This is a genomic window from Lentzea sp. NPDC051838 (assembly GCF_040681245.1).
GTDB lineage: Bacteria > Actinomycetota > Actinomycetes > Mycobacteriales > Pseudonocardiaceae > Lentzea.
Map to the genome: position 1 here is coordinate 87,248 of NZ_JBFAYI010000023.1, position 17,734 is coordinate 104,981.

15 protein-coding genes are annotated in these 17,734 nt (G+C 69.1%); 9 read left to right on the forward strand and 6 right to left on the reverse strand.

The genetic code is table 11. The features are described from left to right. Genes AB0M24_RS34925 through AB0M24_RS34935 form a run of 3 tightly spaced genes read right to left on the reverse strand, consistent with a single transcriptional unit; the run spans position 1 to position 5,248 of the window. A complete protein-coding gene (locus AB0M24_RS34925) occupies positions 1 to 2,328 on the reverse strand; it encodes a helix-turn-helix domain-containing protein (RefSeq protein WP_363777741.1) in 2,328 nt (775 codons plus the stop codon). A gap of 4 nt (positions 2,329 to 2,332) precedes the next feature. Beyond that, positions 2,333 to 4,585 (reverse strand): helix-turn-helix domain-containing protein, encoded by a 2,253-nt coding sequence (locus tag AB0M24_RS34930; RefSeq protein WP_363777742.1) that lies wholly within the window; start codon positions 4,583 to 4,585, stop codon positions 2,333 to 2,335. Between the two features lie 9 nt (positions 4,586 to 4,594). After that, complete coding sequence (locus AB0M24_RS34935; protein WP_363777743.1) at positions 4,595 to 5,248, reverse strand: GntR family transcriptional regulator; 654 nt, start codon at positions 5,246 to 5,248, stop codon at positions 4,595 to 4,597. 100 nt (positions 5,249 to 5,348) lie between these two features. On the opposite strand from AB0M24_RS34935, the gene AB0M24_RS34940 reads away from it, so the two are divergent. The 9 genes from AB0M24_RS34940 to AB0M24_RS34980 all read left to right on the forward strand — a co-directional run bounded on the left by AB0M24_RS34940 (position 5,349) and on the right by AB0M24_RS34980 (position 14,480). Then, on the forward strand, positions 5,349 to 6,302 hold the full coding sequence (locus tag AB0M24_RS34940) for an asparaginase (protein WP_363777744.1): 954 nt from the start codon (positions 5,349 to 5,351) through the stop codon (positions 6,300 to 6,302). A gap of 23 nt (positions 6,303 to 6,325) precedes the next feature. Then, positions 6,326 to 6,616, forward strand: a complete 291-nt coding sequence (locus tag AB0M24_RS34945) for a hypothetical protein (protein ID WP_363777745.1) — start codon at positions 6,326 to 6,328, stop codon at positions 6,614 to 6,616. A 95-nt stretch (positions 6,617 to 6,711) separates the two neighbouring features. Next, positions 6,712 to 7,134, forward strand: coding sequence for a peptide-methionine (R)-S-oxide reductase MsrB (gene msrB / locus AB0M24_RS34950; protein WP_363777746.1), 423 nt, complete (start codon positions 6,712 to 6,714; stop codon positions 7,132 to 7,134). Positions 7,135 to 7,403: 269 nt separating this feature from the next. Continuing rightward, positions 7,404 to 8,303: a TIGR04222 domain-containing membrane protein gene (locus AB0M24_RS34955; RefSeq protein ID WP_363777747.1), complete on the forward strand. Its 900-nt coding sequence runs from the start codon at positions 7,404 to 7,406 to the stop codon at positions 8,301 to 8,303. A gap of 95 nt (positions 8,304 to 8,398) precedes the next feature. Continuing rightward, positions 8,399 to 9,259 carry a TIGR04222 domain-containing membrane protein gene (locus AB0M24_RS34960; RefSeq protein ID WP_363777748.1) on the forward strand — a complete coding sequence of 287 codons (861 nt, stop codon included), beginning with the start codon at positions 8,399 to 8,401 and terminating at the stop codon, positions 9,257 to 9,259. After that, the gene (locus AB0M24_RS34965; protein WP_363777749.1) at positions 9,216 to 10,061 is read left to right on the forward strand and encodes a TIGR04222 domain-containing membrane protein; all 846 of its coding nucleotides are present in this window, start codon (positions 9,216 to 9,218) and stop codon (positions 10,059 to 10,061) included. The genes AB0M24_RS34960 and AB0M24_RS34965 overlap by 44 nt, the downstream gene beginning before the upstream one ends. Continuing rightward, positions 10,061 to 10,876, forward strand: coding sequence for a DUF692 domain-containing protein (locus AB0M24_RS34970; RefSeq protein WP_363777750.1), 816 nt, complete (start codon positions 10,061 to 10,063; stop codon positions 10,874 to 10,876). The genes AB0M24_RS34965 and AB0M24_RS34970 overlap by 1 nt, the downstream gene beginning before the upstream one ends. After that, positions 10,869 to 11,222, forward strand: coding sequence for a hypothetical protein (locus tag AB0M24_RS34975; protein ID WP_363777751.1), 354 nt, complete (start codon positions 10,869 to 10,871; stop codon positions 11,220 to 11,222). Before AB0M24_RS34970 ends, AB0M24_RS34975 begins: the two co-directional genes overlap by 8 nt. 165 nt (positions 11,223 to 11,387) lie before the next feature. Beyond that, positions 11,388 to 14,480 carry a S8 family serine peptidase gene (locus AB0M24_RS34980; RefSeq protein WP_363777752.1) on the forward strand — a complete coding sequence of 1,031 codons (3,093 nt, stop codon included), beginning with the start codon at positions 11,388 to 11,390 and terminating at the stop codon, positions 14,478 to 14,480. 38 nt (positions 14,481 to 14,518) lie between these two features. Here AB0M24_RS34980 and hemQ read toward each other — a convergent pair whose 3' ends face one another. The 3 genes from hemQ to hemE are packed head-to-tail and all read right to left on the reverse strand — an operon-like array spanning position 14,519 to position 17,696. Continuing rightward, positions 14,519 to 15,211 (reverse strand): hydrogen peroxide-dependent heme synthase, encoded by a 693-nt coding sequence (hemQ, locus tag AB0M24_RS34985; protein WP_363777753.1) that lies wholly within the window; start codon positions 15,209 to 15,211, stop codon positions 14,519 to 14,521. 23 nt (positions 15,212 to 15,234) lie between these two features. Next, positions 15,235 to 16,662 carry a protoporphyrinogen oxidase gene (gene hemG, locus AB0M24_RS34990; protein ID WP_363777754.1) on the reverse strand — a complete coding sequence of 476 codons (1,428 nt, stop codon included), beginning with the start codon at positions 16,660 to 16,662 and terminating at the stop codon, positions 15,235 to 15,237. Further along, positions 16,662 to 17,696: a uroporphyrinogen decarboxylase gene (gene hemE, locus AB0M24_RS34995; RefSeq protein ID WP_363777755.1), complete on the reverse strand. Its 1,035-nt coding sequence runs from the start codon at positions 17,694 to 17,696 to the stop codon at positions 16,662 to 16,664. The genes hemG and hemE overlap by 1 nt, the downstream gene beginning before the upstream one ends. Positions 17,697 to 17,734 lie beyond the last annotated feature (38 nt).

Genomic DNA, 17,734 nt, shown 5'->3' on the forward strand with positions numbered 1-17,734 from the left:
CTACACCGCGAGCCGCAGGGCCTTCTTCAGCTCGTTCTGCAGCGCGGTCATGCCGGGCGACTCGTAGCCGTCGGACTCCGCGAGAGCGCGCACCCGGTATCTCGTCGCCGCGTCGTGGTCGCTCATGCGGTCGCAGACGTCGGCCAGCGCGATCAGCACGGACACCACCGACTCCGGGTCCGCCAGCGCTTCGGCGGCCACGGTGAACTCGTCACGTGCCTCGGCGAGCCGGCCCGCGGCACTCAGCGCGCGGCCACGGGCGTGCTGCGCGAGCGACCGCACGCCCGACACGGACTCGCCGATGAGCGCGTCCGCCTCCGCCACGACGTCGAGAGCCTCCTCGTAGTCCCCTGCCGCCGTGAGGCTGTCCGCCAGCCTCAGCAGCAACTGGGCGACGTTCTCGTTCGCGACGCCCTTGCCTCCTGCGGCACGTTGCTCAGCGATGCACGCGCGGTGCGTCTCGACCGCCTCGGCGAAGCGGCCCAGCCGTTGCAGCAGCACACCGGCGAACGACAGCGCGAACATGACACCGGACTGCAGCCCTGCCTCGCGGAACAGCTCGGCGGCGATTCGGACGTGGGCGACCCCGGTCTCGTTGTCGCCCCTGCGGGTCTCGATGCCTCCGCGGTAGTAGTGCGCCCATGCCGTTTCGACCACAGAGCCGCACTCCTGCGCGACTCGCAACGCCCTCTCCTGCGTGGCCATGGCCAGCGGAATGTTCGTGATACGCGCTGTATACACCCAGCACACGAAGTTGAGCTGTTGGGCTTCCTGGCCCTGTATACCGAGTGCACACGCGGCGTCCACACCCGCTGAATAGACCTCCAGCCACAGCTCACCCACGCCGCGGTGGTCGGAGTACCAGTGCATCGAGCGCGCCAACGCCAGCACAGCTGTATGCGCGCCGTCGACGACGGCCTCGCGGAACGCGCCACGCCAGTTCGCCAGCTCCTCGGACAACCACCGGTCCGCGCTCGCCAGATCCGGAGCGCCTTGCTCGTCGGGGTGGAACGAGGACGCTGCGGCCATCGCGGTCGTCAGCAACCAGTCGCGCGTGCGCAGCCGGTGTGTCTCGAGGTCGGCCTCATCGCTGTGCAGGCGTTCGCGCGCGTAGTCGCGGATCAGGTCGTGGCACGAGTACCGGCCAGGAACCTCCGGCCGCACCAGCGACGCGTCGACGAGCTCCTCCAGCAACGTCTCCGCGTCCTCGACCGGGATGTCGGCGGCAACAGCGGCCAGAGCTACGGACGTGTCCGGCCCGTGCACCAGCGCGAGCCTGCGGAAGATCGTCCGGGCGGCCGGGGCGAGCTGGCGGTAGGACATCTCGAACGCCGTGCGCACCTGGACGTCCCCGGTCGCGAGCACGTCGAGGCGTTCGCGTTCGTCGGAGAGCTGGTCGGCGAGGTGCCGCAACGACCACGTGGTGCGGCCGGTCAGCCGGCGCCCCGCGATGGCGAGCGCCAGCGGCACTCCCCCGCACAACGTCGCCACCACGTCGGCGGACTCCGGGTCAGCCCGGATCCGGTCGGCACCCGCGGCCGCCGCGAGCAGGTCGACGGCACCGGAGTGGCTGAGCGGGCCGAGGTCGAAGCGGTACCGGCAGTCCAGGCCCGCCAGCACGTTGCGGCTGGTCACGAGCATGAGTGAACCGGGACTCGCAGCGAGCAGCGGCCGAACCTGGGCCTCGTGAGCGGCGTTGTCGAGCACGAGCAGCACGGTCCGTTCGCGCAGCATCGACCGGTACAGGCGGAAGCGGTCGTCGGCGTCGGACGGCATGCGCGAGTCCGGTACCCCGAACGTGCGCAGCACCTGCTCGGCCGCGCGTTCCGGGGACAGCGGCGACGGATCCATGCCGCGCAGGTCGAGGTGCAGCACGCCGTCGGTGAACCTGCCCGCGAACCGGTGCGCCGCGTCGACCGCGAGAGAGGTCTTGCCGACGCCGGGCGGTCCGTGCAGGACGACGACGTCCAGCCCCAACGACGCCGACGCGCTGCTGATGCACGACGCGAGGTCCAGCTGCTCCTGGCCACGGCCGACCAGAGCCTGAGCGGGCGGCGGCGCGAGATCCGTGCGTTCCGGACGTGAAGGAGAGGTTCCCGGTGAGCGGGCGAGCGCGAGAAACTCCTCCGCCTCGCCGTCGTCGAGACCGAGTCCGGTCACCAGCAGGTCGACGGTCTGCGCCTGCGGAGTCTGCACGCGGCCGCGTTCGAGATCGCTCAGCGTGCGAACGCCCAGCCCCGTGCGGGCGGCGAGATCCTCCTGCGTGAGGGTCGCGCGCCGCCGGTAGAACCTCAGAAACTCGCCAAAGGTGGTTGTGGTTGCCCGCATTCCCTCACCCTCTGGCCAGAGACTCCCGCACCTCGGCGGCGATCTTGCGCGTGGCGTCCGTGTCCCACCGCTCGCACGCCGTGAGCGAGTCTCGCAGATGATGTTGATACGCGCCGTCATCGCCCCGTGACCTGGCGTTGTCCGCGAGCGCGCGCAACGTCTCGATCTCTCTCACGCCGTCGCCACACGCGCGGAAGCCTCCCAACGCGTCAGTCAGGTCCTCATCGGACTCAGCAAGCCGCCCCGCCAACCGGTGAGCCTCCGCGCGATGCCACTGTGCGCGCGCACGCCACGACTTCATCCGTGCGCGCTCATAGACCCGTTCAGCTTCCGTCAGGGCAGACACGGCTTCGTCTGGCTTGTCAGCGTCAATCAGCGCGAGGCCGAGCCACCAGAGAGTGCGACCGAGTGCGGACAACTCATAAGTGGTGCGAGCAAACGTGCTCAGCTCGTTCGCGACCTCTGTGTGTACGGCGACCGCGGCGTCCGGACGTCCCATGCGCTGCCACAGCACGCCGAGCACAGAGCGCGCGTAGAGCACGTCCATCGGCTCACGCATCCACTCGATCGCCTTGCGGCACACACGTTCCGCTTCGCCGAGGTCTCCGAGCCCGCTGTGCGAGGCCGCCGCGATGAGCCACACCCAGCCGATGTGCCCGGTCTCCCCCGACGACTCCGCTCGTTGTGCCGCGACGGTCAGCACGTCCAGCGCGTCCCGAGACCGGCCCAGCACGTCGAACAGCACCCAGCCGAGCTGGCCGCGGATCACGATCTCCTGCCACGGTTCGCGCGCGGACGCCAGTGCGGTGCGGTAGATCCGCTCCCAGAGCGGGCTCGGTTCGATGGCGGCGTAGTGCGACAGTGCGATCACCGCGCGGACCACGCCGTCGTGCATGCCGTGGCACTGCGCCTGTCCGATGATCTCGGACATGAGGCTGCGGTGGTCGTCCAGCCACCGTCGCGCGGTCGCGATGTCCATCTCGCCTTGCGGGACAACGCGTCGCGCGTCACCTGTCTGTCCGAAAAGGACTCCTGCGTTGACGGTCGTCTCCAGCAACGACGTGAGCATCCTGCGGCGCGCATCGTCGTCGGTGGCATCGATCAGGCCGTCGGCGAACGTTCGCACAAGGCCGTGGATCGAGTATCCGCACTCGTCGGGGTCGAGGAGGCTGACCTCGGTGAGCTCCTCCAGCGCCTGTTCGGCCTCGGCCACACCGATGTCGGCGAGAGCAGCGGCGAGTTGTGGCGTGACGTGGGTGCCGATCAACAGTCCCAGCCTGCGGAACACGAGCCGCGCGTGGTCCGGCAGGTGCGCCAACGACACCTCGAACGCGCCTCGCACCTCCAGATCGCCCGCCGTCAAAGCACCCAGCCGGCGTTCCTCGATCTGCTCGGCGAGATGGGCGAGCGGCCAGCGCGGGCGGCTGGCGAGCCGGTTGCCCGCGATCCTCAACGCGAGCGGCGACATCCCGCACAACCGCACGAGCTCCCGCGCGGTCTTGAGGTCGTCCTCGACCCGCCGCGACCCGATGATCGACGAAAGCAGCTCCAACGCGGCTTCTTCGGCGAGGCCTCCCAGACGGATCCAGGTGGCGCCCACGAGTCCGGTGAGCCTGCGCCGGGACGTCACGATCGTCAGACACCCCGGCGAATCGGCCGCGAGCGCGTGGACCTCCTCCTCACACGTCGCACCGTCGAGCACGAGCAGCAGGCGCCGTCCCGCGAGCAACGATCGGTAGAGCCTGATCTGCCCGCGCTCGTCCTCGGGCAGATGCTCAGCCGCCACGCCGAGGTCCTTGAGCAACCGCTCCAACGGCGGTGTGGAGCCCTCCAGTTCGATGAGCAGCTGACCGCCCGGAAACTGCTCCTCAAGCAGATGCGCGGCCCTCACGGCCAGCGACGTCTTACCCGTCCCCGCAGCGCCATGGACGACAACGAGCCCACTGCGCTTCTCGGCGATCGTGAACAGTTCCGCGTCCCTGCCGACGAGGTCCGCCACGTACATCGGCAACGACCAGACCGGCCCCGGCAGCGCGACCCGGCCGGACCTGGCCAGTCCGCGCAGCTCGTCGCGGTCGTGTTCGTCGAGGTCAAGGGCATCGAGCAACGCCTCAGTCGTGCGCCGCTGAGGTGATCGCGCGCGGCCGCGTTCCATGTCGCTGATCGCGCGGACGCTGACGCCGGACCGCTCGCTGAGCTCCTCCTGGCTGAGCCCGGCGTTCTTGCGGTGGTGCAGAAGCCGCGCGCCGAACGTCATATCGCCAAGCTATCGGTTCAAGCTGGTCAGCATCTGCGCACACACGCGAGAGAGATGGCGTCGCATCACCGTGGACGCTTTGGCCGCATCGCCGTTCTCGATCGCCTTCACGAGTTCGTCGTGGTCGTCCATCGACGCGTGCTGGTGCGGCGGGTCGTCGTCCAACGCGCTGCGGAGGAGCACCACACGTTGCTGCACGAGCCGTACCTGCTCGGCGATCCGTGGACTGCGCGCGGCGTCGATCAAAGTCTGGTGGAAGGCGAGGTCCAGCCGGTACGGGAACGGCTGCCCGGTCTTGTAGTTGCGCCGGCTCTCCGCACACACCTCGTGCAGCCGCACCAAGTCCACATCGGTACGCCGGGAGGCCGCGAGCTCCGCCGCAGCGCACTCCAGAGCGGTGCGCAGTTCGAACAACGCCTTGACCTCGTCCGTGTCCGCGTCGGGCACGAACGCGCCCCGGTGCGGCACGAGCTGAAGGAGGCCCTCGGAAGCCAGGTGCCGGATCGCCTCGCGCAACGGGCCGCGGCTGATGCCGAGCTTCTGCGCCACCTCGACCTCGTTGACCCGCGATCCTGGAGGGATTTCCCCAGTGAGCACCTGCTCGCGCAAGACGTCCACGGCCTGCCCGGCCAGACTGAGGTGCAGCGGGGTCGGAGGTGTCACTTTCGTCTCCTGCTCTGGACGGCACAGGCCGTCTCCTGGTTACACTAGCCGCGTTGTCAACTGTCGACAGTTGGCAGTTCCGGAACTGAGGAGGGGTGGCATGGGACACGAGGTTGTGGCTGAGGTCTGGCGCGGCGACTTCCTGGAGTCGGTGCACCACGGCACCGTCGTCGCCACCGACGCATCCGGCACCCCCACCCTGGAGATCGGCCGCCCCGGCGACGTCGCGTTCCCGCGCTCGTCCAACAAGCCGCTCCAAGCCCTCGCGATGCTGCGCAGCGGCCTGGACCTCGACGGCGAGCTGCTCGCGCTGGCCTGCGCGTCGCACTCGGGCGAGGACTTCCACGTCGAAGGAGCTCTCCGGATCCTCGCGTCAGCGGGTCTGGACGAGACAGCCCTCCAGTGCACCCCGGACCTGCCGCTCGGCGACGACGCGCGCGCCCAGCACCTCGCCCGCGGCCTCTCCCCCGCGCCGAAGTACATGAACTGCTCCGGCAAGCACGCCGCCATGCTCGCCACCTGCGTCGCCAACGGCTGGTCCACCGGCGACTACCTGGACCCGACGCACCCGCTGCAGGTCGCCACCCGCGAGACGATCGAGGACGTGGCCGGCGAGCCCGTCGCCCAGGTCGGCGTCGACGGCTGTGGCGCCCCGATCTTCGCCATCAGCCTCACGGGCCTGGCGCGCGCGTTCGGCCGTCTTGCCTCAGCGCCTGAAGGCACTCTGGAGCACCGCGTCGCCGCCGCCATGAACGCCTTCCCGCAGTGGGTCGGCGGCACGGGCCGGGACGTCACCGTGCTGATGGACGCCCTGCCCGGCGTCATCGCGAAGGACGGCGCCGAGGGCGTCTACGCGGTCGGCCTGCCCACCGGCGAAGGCGTGGCGCTGAAGATCGCCGACGGCTCGTCGCGCGCCCGCGCGGTCGTCATCGTGGCAGTGCTCAAGCGCCTCGGCGTGGACGTGAGTTCGGTCGAGGACCTCGCGACCGTCCCGGTCCTCGGACACGGCCGAACCGTTGGTGCCGTGAAACCTTCGCTTGCTCTGGCGAGTTGATCCGAGGCACTAGTCTGGGGGTTATGGGTGATTCGAAGGACGAGCGCGAGAAGTTCCAGGAGGAACTGATCGGCCTCGACCCGCACGACCCCGAGACCCAGGCGTTCGCCGACCACCTGGACAAGATGAAGCGCCAGCGTCCGGGCTACACGGTCGAGGGCTACCTCGAGGGTGTGCAGGACTTCGCCGACTCCGCGAACCGCACGACGGGCCACCAGCGACTGGTGGCCGTGATCGTGGTCGGACTGATCCTGCTGGGCGTGATCCTGACGATCTGGTTCGCGTTGAGCGACATCCTCGCGATCATCTTCTGACCCAAACGAAAACGACTTCTTAACCAGGTCTTACGGCTGCGCTCCCGCGACGGCCCCCGGGAAGCGTCGCACCGGTTCCCGCGTTAGAAAGAGACATGGAACCTGTTGTCGGCACCACCCCGAAAGTCGTGCGTACCGAAGAGGAATGGCGCGCCCAGCTGAACCCCGCCGAGTACGCGGTGCTGCGCCAGGCAGGCACCGAGCGTCCGTGGACCGGCGAGTACACCGAGACCAAGACCGAGGGCGTCTACGAGTGTCGTGCGTGCGGAGCCGAACTGTTCCGCAGCGACACCAAGTTCGACTCGCACTGCGGCTGGCCGTCGTTCTTCTCGCCGCTGGCAGGAGACTCGGTCATCCTGCGTGAGGACCGTGCACTCGGCATGGTCCGCGTCGAGGTGCTCTGCGCCACATGCCACAGCCACCTCGGGCATGTTTTCGAAGGTGAGGGGTACCCCACCCCGACGGACCAGCGCTACTGCATCAACTCCGTCTCCTTGAAACTCGTTCCGTCCGAATAGGAGACTGAGGCACAGTCCGGCCACCAGGACCGGACAGACCTGGGAGGCGACCATGTACTTCTTCGGTACCGACGGTGAAGGCTCCAGCGGAGTGGACGGCGGCTCTTCAAGCTGACGTGATGGCTCCGAAGAGTGAGCCATAGCCACAAATCAGTGACAGAAGACGGACAACCCTAAGGCTTCGTCAACAGCCCTTGCCGGGCTGTGGCACGGACCACACCATTGACGCCACCGAAGCAGTTCGGGGGGTAGGTCAGGGGGTGGGTCGAATGCCGAAGCCTTGGGGTTTGTCCGGACCGGAGTTCCTTCAGCTGTACTGGGTCGGGCTGGCACTGGCAGTGCTGGTCGCGATCGCCATCAGGGTGCGCGCCCGGTCGGGTCGCAGCACCACACCAGTGCGCTCGCTCGACATGGACGAGCTCGCATTCCTCGCGGGCGGTCCCAGGCGCGTGGTCGAAACGTCCATCGCGCGGTTGCTCACGGCGGGTGAGCTTCGCACTTCACGGCGTGGCGCCGTGCAGGCCACGTCCACCACGAGCTCGATCAACGCGGTGGACCGCGCCGTCATCACCGACAGCCAGCGCTACACCAACCGCACCGTCGGCCTGATGATCCCGGCCATCGCCAAGGACGACGCCGTCACGTCGATCGGCCGTCGTCTGCAGGAGATGGGTCTTCTCGTCGACCCGGACGTCGCGAACAGCGCGCGGCGCAAGGGATCCATCGTGCTGTGGGTGTTGCTCGCGATCGGTGTCGTCCGCCTGGTCAACGGCCTGGCGATCGGCGCGCCCGTCGGCTGGCTCGCGTTGCAGCTGGTGCTCACGGGTGTGCTCATCTTCCTGCTCACGAGGCGTGCCAAGCACGTCCGCACGAGCAAGGGCAACAGCGTGCTCAGCGAGGCGCGCTCGACCAACGCCCGATTGGCCATGTCCAACAACGACGCCATGTACGCGGGTGCGGCCGGGCTGGTGCTCTTCGGCGGTTTGGCCGTGTACCCGGACCTGGCGGTGCGCAGCTCGTTGCTCGCCTCGTCCGGCTCGGCCGGCGGCTACACCGGATACACCGACTCCAGTGGCGGCAGCTACGGCGGGTGTTCGTCGGGTTCTTCGTGTTCAAGCGGAAGCAGCTGCGGTGGGGGCGGCGGCTGCGGTGGCGGAGGCGGCGGCTGACGTTTTCCGTTGATCGGTCCTTTTCAGGTAACACCAGGAACCCAGGGGTAGATCTCACGTCGAAGATGCACTGGCACCAGTGAAGGGGAGTGCTGATGGCCAAGTCTTCGACGCCGGGTCCGGACTGGAAACCGGAGGAGATCGGGTTTCTGGCAGGGGGACCGGGCAGAGCGGCGGAGACCGCGCTGGCCCGGCTGATGGACGGCGGTCTCGTGCGTGTTTCCCGGGAGGGACTCGTGACCGCCGTCTACCAGAACGGTTACGGCGCCACGACGCGGATCGAGTCGTTCATCCTCAACGGGTTGAACGGCGCGGGCCGCCCGATCGGGCACGTGACAGGACCGGCCTCGCACAGCCAGGAGATGGGGTCGCTGCGGCAGAGCCTGACCGACCGGGCGATGATCCGCCGCAAGTGGGGCAAGGCCAGCGGTGGCACGGTGGCCTTCCGGGTGCTGCTGATCTTCGTCGGCTTCGGGTTGCTGGTGGCGACCTTCGCGGCCGACCGGGTCTTCCTGGCCGGCGCGATCGTCGCGTGGTTCCTGGCGTTCCTCCTGCGCGGCAAGAAGATGCTCACCCCGATGGGCCGGGGCGTGCTGGGGTACGCGCGGACGCACCAGCGCGGCCGGGTCGACGCCGTGGCGATGTACGGGCTGCGGGGCGTGATGGGCCGGCAACGGGTGTCCGACCTGTTCGGCTTGCCGTACCAGATCTTCGTCCCCGCACCGGGCAGCCTCCACCACGGCAGGCGGAAGTCGCGTTCGGACAGCGGGTGCGGCGGCAGCTCCGACAGCTGCGGCTCCGCGTCCGGTTGCTCCAGCAGTAGTTGTTCGAGCAACAGCTGCAACAGCAGCAGTAGCTGCGGCAGTTCCAGTTGCAGCAGCAGCTCCAGCAGCTGTTCGAGCAGCAGTAGCAGTGGCAGCAGCTCGAGCAGCAGCTGCAGCAGTTCCAGCAGTTAGGGGGAAACTGATGGCAACACCGACGACCACGCAGGTGACGCGGCTGTCCGCGGAAGAGGCCGGCTATCTGACGGCCGGACCCGGACGTGCCGCCGAGACCGTGCTGGCGCGACTGCTCGACGTCGGCGCCTTGCGGGTGTCGCGCGACGGGTACGTCACCGCCGTGCAGAACACCTACCAGGCGACCACGAGCATCGAAGCGCGGATCCTGAGCTACGCGCGCACGCCGGTCCGGTTCGACACGATGGTGCAGTCGACTGCGAACAGCACGGAGATGGCGGCGCTGCACCAGTACCTGCTCGACCGAGGTCTCGTGCAGCGGCCACGCCGCCGCAACGAGACGTGGTGGGTCTATCTCGTGATCGCGGGCTTCCTGGTGCTGCTCGGTTTCTCGACTCCGGTGTTCCTCCTCGGGGTACCGGTCGCCGTGGCGATCTTCCTGTGGCAACGCGGCCGCAAGGCGATCACCACCGCGGGCAAGGAGGCGCTGCACCAGGTGAGCGCGACCGACCGAGTGCACGCCGTGGCGCTGTACGGCTTCTGCGGCAAGATCAACGGCCAGGCGGTCGCGGACCTGTTCGAGCTGTCCCAGAGCATCGTCAAGATGCTGCCGCTCAAGACCGATCGCAAGAAGCGGTCCTCTTCGGACGGTGGCGGTGGCTGCGGTTCGAGTTGCAGCAGTTGCGGCAGCGGGTGTGGTAGCAGTAGTTGTTCGTCGAGCAGCAGCGGCAGCAGCTGTTCGTCCGGTGGCAGCAGCTGCGGTGGCGGCGGCTGCGGCGGTGGTGGCGGAGGAGGCGACTGATGGCGGGCATCACGAACCTGGGCGTCGGCATCGGCTGGCGTTCGGAGATCGACCTGACCGTGGAACGGCTGCCCGGCGTGGACTTCGTCGAGGTCGTCGCCGAGAACCTCCACATCGGACACCTGCCCGAGTCGGTCAGCCTCCTGCTGGAACGCGGCATCCCGGTACTACCCCACGCCGTCTCGCTCTCGCTGGGCGGCGCGGACCCTCTCGACCTGAGCCGCGTCGAGCACCTCGGCAGGATCGCCGAGGCCGTCGGCGCGCCGATGGTGAGCGACCACGTGTGCTTCGTCCGCGCGGGCGGCCTCGACTCGGGCCACCTGATGCCGGTGCCGCGCACCAAGGACGCGCTCGAGGTGCTCGTCGCGAACGTCAAGCTGGCGCAGGAGAACCTGCCCGTGCCGCTCGCGCTGGAGAACGTCGCCGCGCTGCTGGAGTGGCCGGACGGCGAGCTCACCGAGGGCCAGTTCCTCGCCGAGCTGGTCGAGCGCACGGACTGCTGGCTGCTCGTCGACGTCGCGAACCTGTACGCGAACGCCCGCAACATCGGCACCGATCCCGAGCGGTTCCTGGACGAGATCCCGTTGGAGCGCCTGGCGTACGTGCACGTGGCCGGCGGCGAGCAGCACGGCGACGTCTACCACGACACGCACGCGCACGCGGTGTTGCCGGAAGTACTCGGTGTTCTCGACGAACTGTGCTCTCGCGTGAAGCCACCCGGTGTTCTGCTGGAACGCGACGACAACTACCCGTCGGACGCCGAAATCGCGAGCGAACTGGCCGCGATCCGCGCGGTGGTGGACAAGCATGAATGACCTTTCGGCCGCACGCGAAAGGCTTGCCGTCCAACAGGCCGAGCTGTTGAATGCTTTGCTCGCGAAAGGACCTGTTCCCGCGGGATTCGACGAACAACGCTTCGACGTCGAACGGCGCGCGTTGCTGTCGAAACGCCGCGGCATCGTGCGGATGCTGGGACCCGCCGTCGCCGACGAGCTCGGCGACCGGTTCCGGCCGCTCTTCGACGCCTACGCAGTTGAACACCCACGTCGCGCGGGCTCCCGCGCACGCGAGGATGCCGCGGCGTTCGCGGATTGGTGTCGTGCCGCGGGAGAACTGTCAGAGAAACGCAAGACCCGCTGGAAGTTCTGGCAGTCGAACTGACGGGCGAACAAAACCCCTTCAAGAATCCCCCGTTCAGCCCTGTGTGACCCCGTTCACCCTCGATACGTTCGAAAGGGTCGGGGGACCTTTTTCACATTGCCGTAGAAGGCCTTCCGGCCTGCGCGGACCACAGCGCGCAGCAATTCGAACCATGAGGGGATTCGAATGCGCGGAAAATCCAAAGTGCTCGGCGCCGCCATCGCGGCACTGGCACTGACAGCGGGAACGGCCACGGTGACGCCTCTTGGAGCGTCGGCCGCACCGCAACCCAGCAGTCCGAAACAGGCGATCGACGAGGTCACGCTCGTCACCGGCGACAAGGTCCTGCTCGGCCACGGCCAGCAGGTCGTCGCGATCCAGCCCGGCGACGGCCGCAAGGGCATGACGTTCAAGACCCACCGGAGTGCCGACGGGCACACGATGGTCGTTCCGAAGGACGCGTTCGGGCCCCTGGCGGCGGGCCGGCTCGACCGCAGGCTGTTCGACGTCACCACGTTGCTGGAGTTCGGCTACCGCGACCGGATGCCGTTGATCGTGGACGGTCACGCGAGACTCGGTGCGCGGTCCTCGAACGACTGGACCGCGCTGAAAGCCGAGGCGGACTCCGGTGACAAGGTCTGGCTCGACGGCATCCGCAAGCCGACGCTCGACCGCAGCGTCAAGCAGATCGGCGCGCCGGCCGCCCACGAGAAGGGCATCACCGGCAAGGGCGTGAAGGTCGCGATCGTCGACACCGGCGTGGACGAGAACCACCCGGACCTCAAGGGTCAGCAGATCGCGGAGAAGAACTTCACCAGCGACCCCGACAACACCGACAAGGTGGGCCACGGCACGCACGTCGGCTCCACGGTCGCGAGCCACGACTCGAAGTACGGCGGTGTCGCGCCGGGCGCGCAGCTGCTCGACGCCAAGGTGTGCGTCGAGTTCGGCTGCCAGGAGTCCTGGATCCTCGACGGCATGCGCTGGGCCGCCGAGCAGGGCGCCCAGGTCGTCAACATGAGCCTCGGCGGCGGTGACACCGAGGAGGTCGACCCGCTGGAGCAGGCCGTCAACGAGCTGACGGCCCAGTACGGCACGTTGTTCGTCATCGCGGCGGGCAACTCCGGTTCCACCGGCACGGTCAGCTCGCCCAGCACCGCGGAGGCCGCGCTGTCGGTCGGCGCCGTGGACCGCGACGACTCGCTCGCCCCGTTCTCCAGCAAAGGCCCTCGCGTTGGAGACAGCGGCCTCAAGCCCGAGGTGACCGCACCGGGCGTCGGCATCGTCGCAGCAGCTGCGGGCACCAACGGCGAGCACTTCGCGGCGAGCGGCACGTCCATGGCGACGCCGCACGTGGCGGGCGCGGCGGCGTTGCTGAAGTCGCAGCACCCGGAGTGGACGCCGGCGCAGCTCAAGTCGGTGCTGGCCACCACGGCCAAGCCGACCGCGGGCGTCAGCGCGTTCGACCAGGGCGCGGGCCGCATCGACGTGTCCAAGGCGATCAACCAGGTGCTGACCGCCGACGTCGTCGCGGTGAACCTCGGCCGGCACGAGTGGCCGCACGGTGACGACAAGCCCGAGACCAAGGCGATCACGTACGCGAACCCGACGGACGCGCCGATCACGCTCGACGTGAAGCTGACCAGCGGTGCGCCGCAGGGCATGTTCTCGCTGGGCGCCACGAAGGTCACGGTTCCCGCCAAGGGCACCGCGTCCGTCAACGTCACCGGTGACACGCGCGTGGGCACCAAGGACGCCGCGTACACCGGCGAGGTCGTCGCCACGTCCGGCACGCACACGGTGCGCACGCTCGTCGGCGTCGACCGCGAGGTGGAGAGCTACACCCTCAACCTCGACCTGACCGGCCGCGACGGGCAGGACCCGACGCAGGCGCTGACGTTCGTCGAAGGCCTGGACATCAGCTCGTTCAAGGTGATCTTCGGCGGCGACCAGAAGATCCGCCTGCCCAAGGGCACCTACGTGATCGACTCGTCGATCGCCTCGCCGACCACCTACGACATGGTGGTCCAGCCGACGGTGAAGCTGACCGGTGACCTGACGATCAAGCAGGACGCCCGCCTGGCGCAGGCGATCGACGTCAAGGTGCCGGAGGCGACCGGCAACTTCGTGGTCGGCGACCTCACGTGGCGGCGCACGTTCGGCACCAGGATCGTGCAGGCCGGGTTGCTCTCGTTCGGCGGCTTCGACGGCGTCGGCGCGGTCCAGATCGGCGGGCCGCTGTCGCCCAAGGAGATGGCGTCGCTGACGACCGTGCACGCGAACTCGGCGGCGGACGCGAACGTCTACTACCGGCTGTCCTACCCGGTCGGCGGAACGCTGCCGACGGGTCTGACGCGCGCGCCGGAGAAGAAGGACCTGGCTCGCGTCGAGGCCACGATCGGCGGCCTCAAGCCGGACAGCCAGGCGACCAAGGGCGAGCTCCCGCTGTCGGTGCACGGGATCAGCGGCGGTTCGGCGCTCTACCAGGTGCCGCCGGGCAGCAAGGCCGTCGACTACGTGACGACCGAGGACGTGCGCTGGCAGTCGATCGTGAGCATCACGCACGCGAACGGCAGCCGGGAGCAGACCATCTCCGGCCCGCGCAGGTACGAGGCGGGCAGGACGTACCAGGAGCGGGAGAACCAGCCGGTGTTCTCGCCGGCGCTGCCCGAGTCCCCGTACCCGTACGCCCAGCGGTTCGGTACGCAGATGTTCATTGGCGTCCCGCTGCTGGCCGACTCGAACGGCGGCGAAGGTGTGTCCACTGTGGACACCGCACGGACCGCCCTGTACCGCAACGGCGCGCTGATCGGCGAGACCACCACGGCGGGCGGGAACTTCCAGAACGTGCCGCTGCCCGAGGGTGACTTCCGCGCCGAGGTGAGCCTCGACCGCGGCAAGCAGTTCGACTTCAGCAGCAAGGTGTCCGGGGTGTGGACCTTCAAGTCGAAGGGCACGCCCGACAAGGTGGACACGCTGCCGTTGAACGTCGTGCGGTTCGCGCCGAAGCTCGACGCCGACGGCGCGGTGCCCGGCGGCACGTTGCAGCGCATCGGGTTGTCCACCCAGTCCCAGGGCGACACGGGCAAGGTGCGCATCACCGGCGTGCAGTACTCGCACGACGACGGCAAGACGTGGCGCAACGCGGGTGTGGTCGGCAACAGCGCGTTGATCTACCACCCGGCGGGCTCGCAGTGGACCTCGTTGAAGGCCACGGCGAAGGACGCCAAGGGCAACACCGTCGAGATCACGGTGATCCACGCCTACAAGGTGAGCTGACGACGAAGGGGCCGCCTCGGCGGCCCCTTCTCGTGTCACTACGGCAGGTTCGTGACCAGCTCGGCCGCCGGGACGCGGGTGCCCGTGTAGAAGGGGATCTCCTCACGCACGTGCAGCCGCGCCTCGGTGCCGCGCAGGTGACGCATCAGGTCGACGATGCGGTGCAGCTCGTCGGCCTCGAACGCGAGCATCCACTCGTAGTCGCCCAGCGCGAACGACGCGACGGTGTTCGCGCGCACGTCCGGGTAGTCGCGGGCTTCCTTGCCGTGGTCCGCCAGCATCTTGCGGCGCTCGTCCTCCGGCAGCAGGTACCACTCGTAGGAGCGCACGAACGGGTACACGCAGACGTACTTGCGCGCCTCCTCACCGGCGAGGAAGGCCGGGATGTGGCTGCGGTTGAACTCGGCGGGGCGGTGCAGGGCGACCTGCGACCAGACCGGCGTCGAGACCTTGCCGAGCGGCGTGCGGCGGAAGCCCGTGTAGGCGGCCTGCACCTGCTCGATCTCCTCGGCGTGCCACCAGATCATGAAGTCGGCATCGGCACGCAGACCCGCCAGGTCGTAGACGCCGCGGACGACGACGCCCTTGCCCTCCAACGCGTCCAGGTAGTTCTGGGTCTCCGCGGCGGCGGCGCTGCGGTCCTCGGGGAGCTTGCCCGGTTCGACCCGGAACACCGACCACATCGTGTAGCGGATGGTGTCGTTGAGCTCGTTGTAGTTCAGGCGTGCCATGGCTCCATCTTGGCACGACCCCGCTAGCGGCGAACTCGGCCCAGCAGGTGTGCTGCGACACGGGCGGCGGCCGCGTCCGCCGTCGCGATGCAGGCAGGGACGCCGACGCCGTGCAGCGTGGCACCCGCGACAGCCAGGCCGGGAACGTCGGCGACGCCGCGCTCGATCGTGTCGACCAGATCGACGTGACCGACGCCGTACTGCGGCAGGCCCCCGCCCCAGCGCTGCACCACGTAGTCGATCGGCTCGGCCCTGATGCCCGTCAGTTCGTACAGGTCGTTGCGCACGGCCTTCACCAGGTCGGCGTCACTGCGCTGCAACAGCGCCGTCTCGCCGTGCCGGCCGACCGAGCCGCGCAGGATCACCGGCTCGCCGTAGTGCGACCACTTGCGGCTGGAGAACGTGAACGCCTTGGCGGTGAACGGGGTGATGCGGTCGCTGTACCGCTCCCCCTCCGCGATCAGGACGCCGGAGCGGTCCGGCAGCTCGGTACCTGGAGGTAAGGCGAGCGCGACGACGGCCATCGAGGCGACCTCGACCTTGCCGTACGCCGCGGACACCTGCGGCGCGATCTCCGCCAGCAGCTTGCGCGCGGACGGCGCCGGGACCGCGAGCACGACACCGTCGCACTCCAGGTACTCGGGCGTGGCGGCCGACCCGATCTCGAGGCGCCAGCCGCTGCCCTGCCACGACAGCACCCGCACCGGCAGACCGAGGCGGATGATCGGCCTGGCGACCTCGGCGAGCCGGTCGACGAGCGACTGGACGCCGTTCGCGAGGCTCGCGAACACCGGCGGCCGCGCGGCACGGGGCTGCGGCGGCGCGGGCATCATCATCGCGGCGGCCGCGAGCAGCGAGCCGACACCCTTGTCCAGCAGCGTGGCGATCTGCGGCATCGTCGCGCGCAGGCCGAGCTCGTCCGCGCGGCCCGCGTAGACGCCACCCAGCAACGGGCTGACCAGGCGGTCGGCGACCTCGGGGCCGAACCTGTCCTTCATCAGCGAGCCGACGGCGACGTCGCCGCCCTTGAGCTCGATCGGCGGCAGCGTCGGTTCCATCTCGACCCGCAGCGCGCCCTCGGACGACAGCATGTGCCGCACCGTCTCGACGCTGGCCGGCACGCCCATGAACGTGTGCGCGGGCAGCTGGTGGGTACGTCCGGCGGCGTGGACCGAGGCCTTGGCACCGGTCGGGTGCACGACGTGATCGGCGAGGCCGACCTCGGCGATCAGCTCCTGCGCCTCGGGCTTGCGGTGCAGGAACGCCTCCGTGCCCACGTCGAACCGCACACCCGCGAGCTCGGTGGTCCGCAGCTTGCCGCCGAGCCGGTCGGACTGCTCGATCACCGTGATCTTCGCGTCCGGACCCAGCAGCATCCGCAGGCGGTGCGCGGCGGCGAGGCCGGAGATCCCGCCTCCGACGACAGCTACGTGCGGCGCTCTTCCGTGCATTACAAGCTGTGGATCAGTTCGACGGTCCGGGTGATGATCTCCGGATCGGTGTCGGGGAGCACGCCGTGGCCGAGGTTGAAGATGTGGCCGGCGGCGGCCTTGCCCTCGGCGTGGATGCGGCGCACCTCGCGTTCGACGGCCTCGAAGCCCGCGAAGAACAGCGCCGGGTCGAGGTTGCCCTGCACGACCGGCTTCGGCAGCTCCGGGGCTGCCTGCTCGAGTCGCTCCACTGCGACGTCCAGGGGGATCCGCCAGTCGACGCCGACGACGTCCGCTCCGGCCTCGCGCATCGCGGGCAGCAGCTCACCGGTGCCGACGCCGAAGTGGATGCGCGGCACGGTGGTGATCGTCTCGAGGACGCGCTTCGAGTGCGGCAGGACGAACTCGCGGTAGTCGCGCTCGGACAGCGCGCCCGCCCACGAGTCGAACAGCTGCACGGCCTGCACGCCCGCGTCGAGCTGCGCGTGCAGGAAGGCCGCGGTGATGTCCGCGATCTTGGCGAGCAGCGCGTGCCACAGCTCGGGGTTGCCGTGCATGAGGGCCTTGGTGCGCTCGTGGTTCTTGCTGGGGCCGCCCTCGACGAGGTAGCTCGCCAGCGTGAACGGCGCTCCCGCGAACCCGATCAGCGCGACTTCCTGGGGAAGTTCCTTGAGCAGCAACCCGATGGCGTCCGCGACCGGCTGGACCTGCTCGGCGTGCAGCTCGGGCAGGTTCTGGACGTCGTCGAGCGTCCGGACCGGGTTCGCGACCACGGGACCGACGCCCGCGACGATGTCCAGGTCGACACCGGCTGCCTTCAGCGGCACCACGATGTCCGAGAAGAGGATCGCGCCGTCGACGCCGTGCCGCCGGATCGGCTGCATGGTGATCTCGCAGACCATCTCGGGATCCATGCAGGCGTCGAGCATCGCGGTGCCCTGGCGCAGTGCCCGGTACTCGGGCAACGACCGTCCCGCCTGCCGCATGAACCAGACAGGGGTGTGCGACGGGGTGCCGCCACGCGCGGCCACAAGAAGGGGTGCCATGGAAGTCATCTCCCTTTCATGGTCCCACGTCCCGGCGTGCCGCCGTC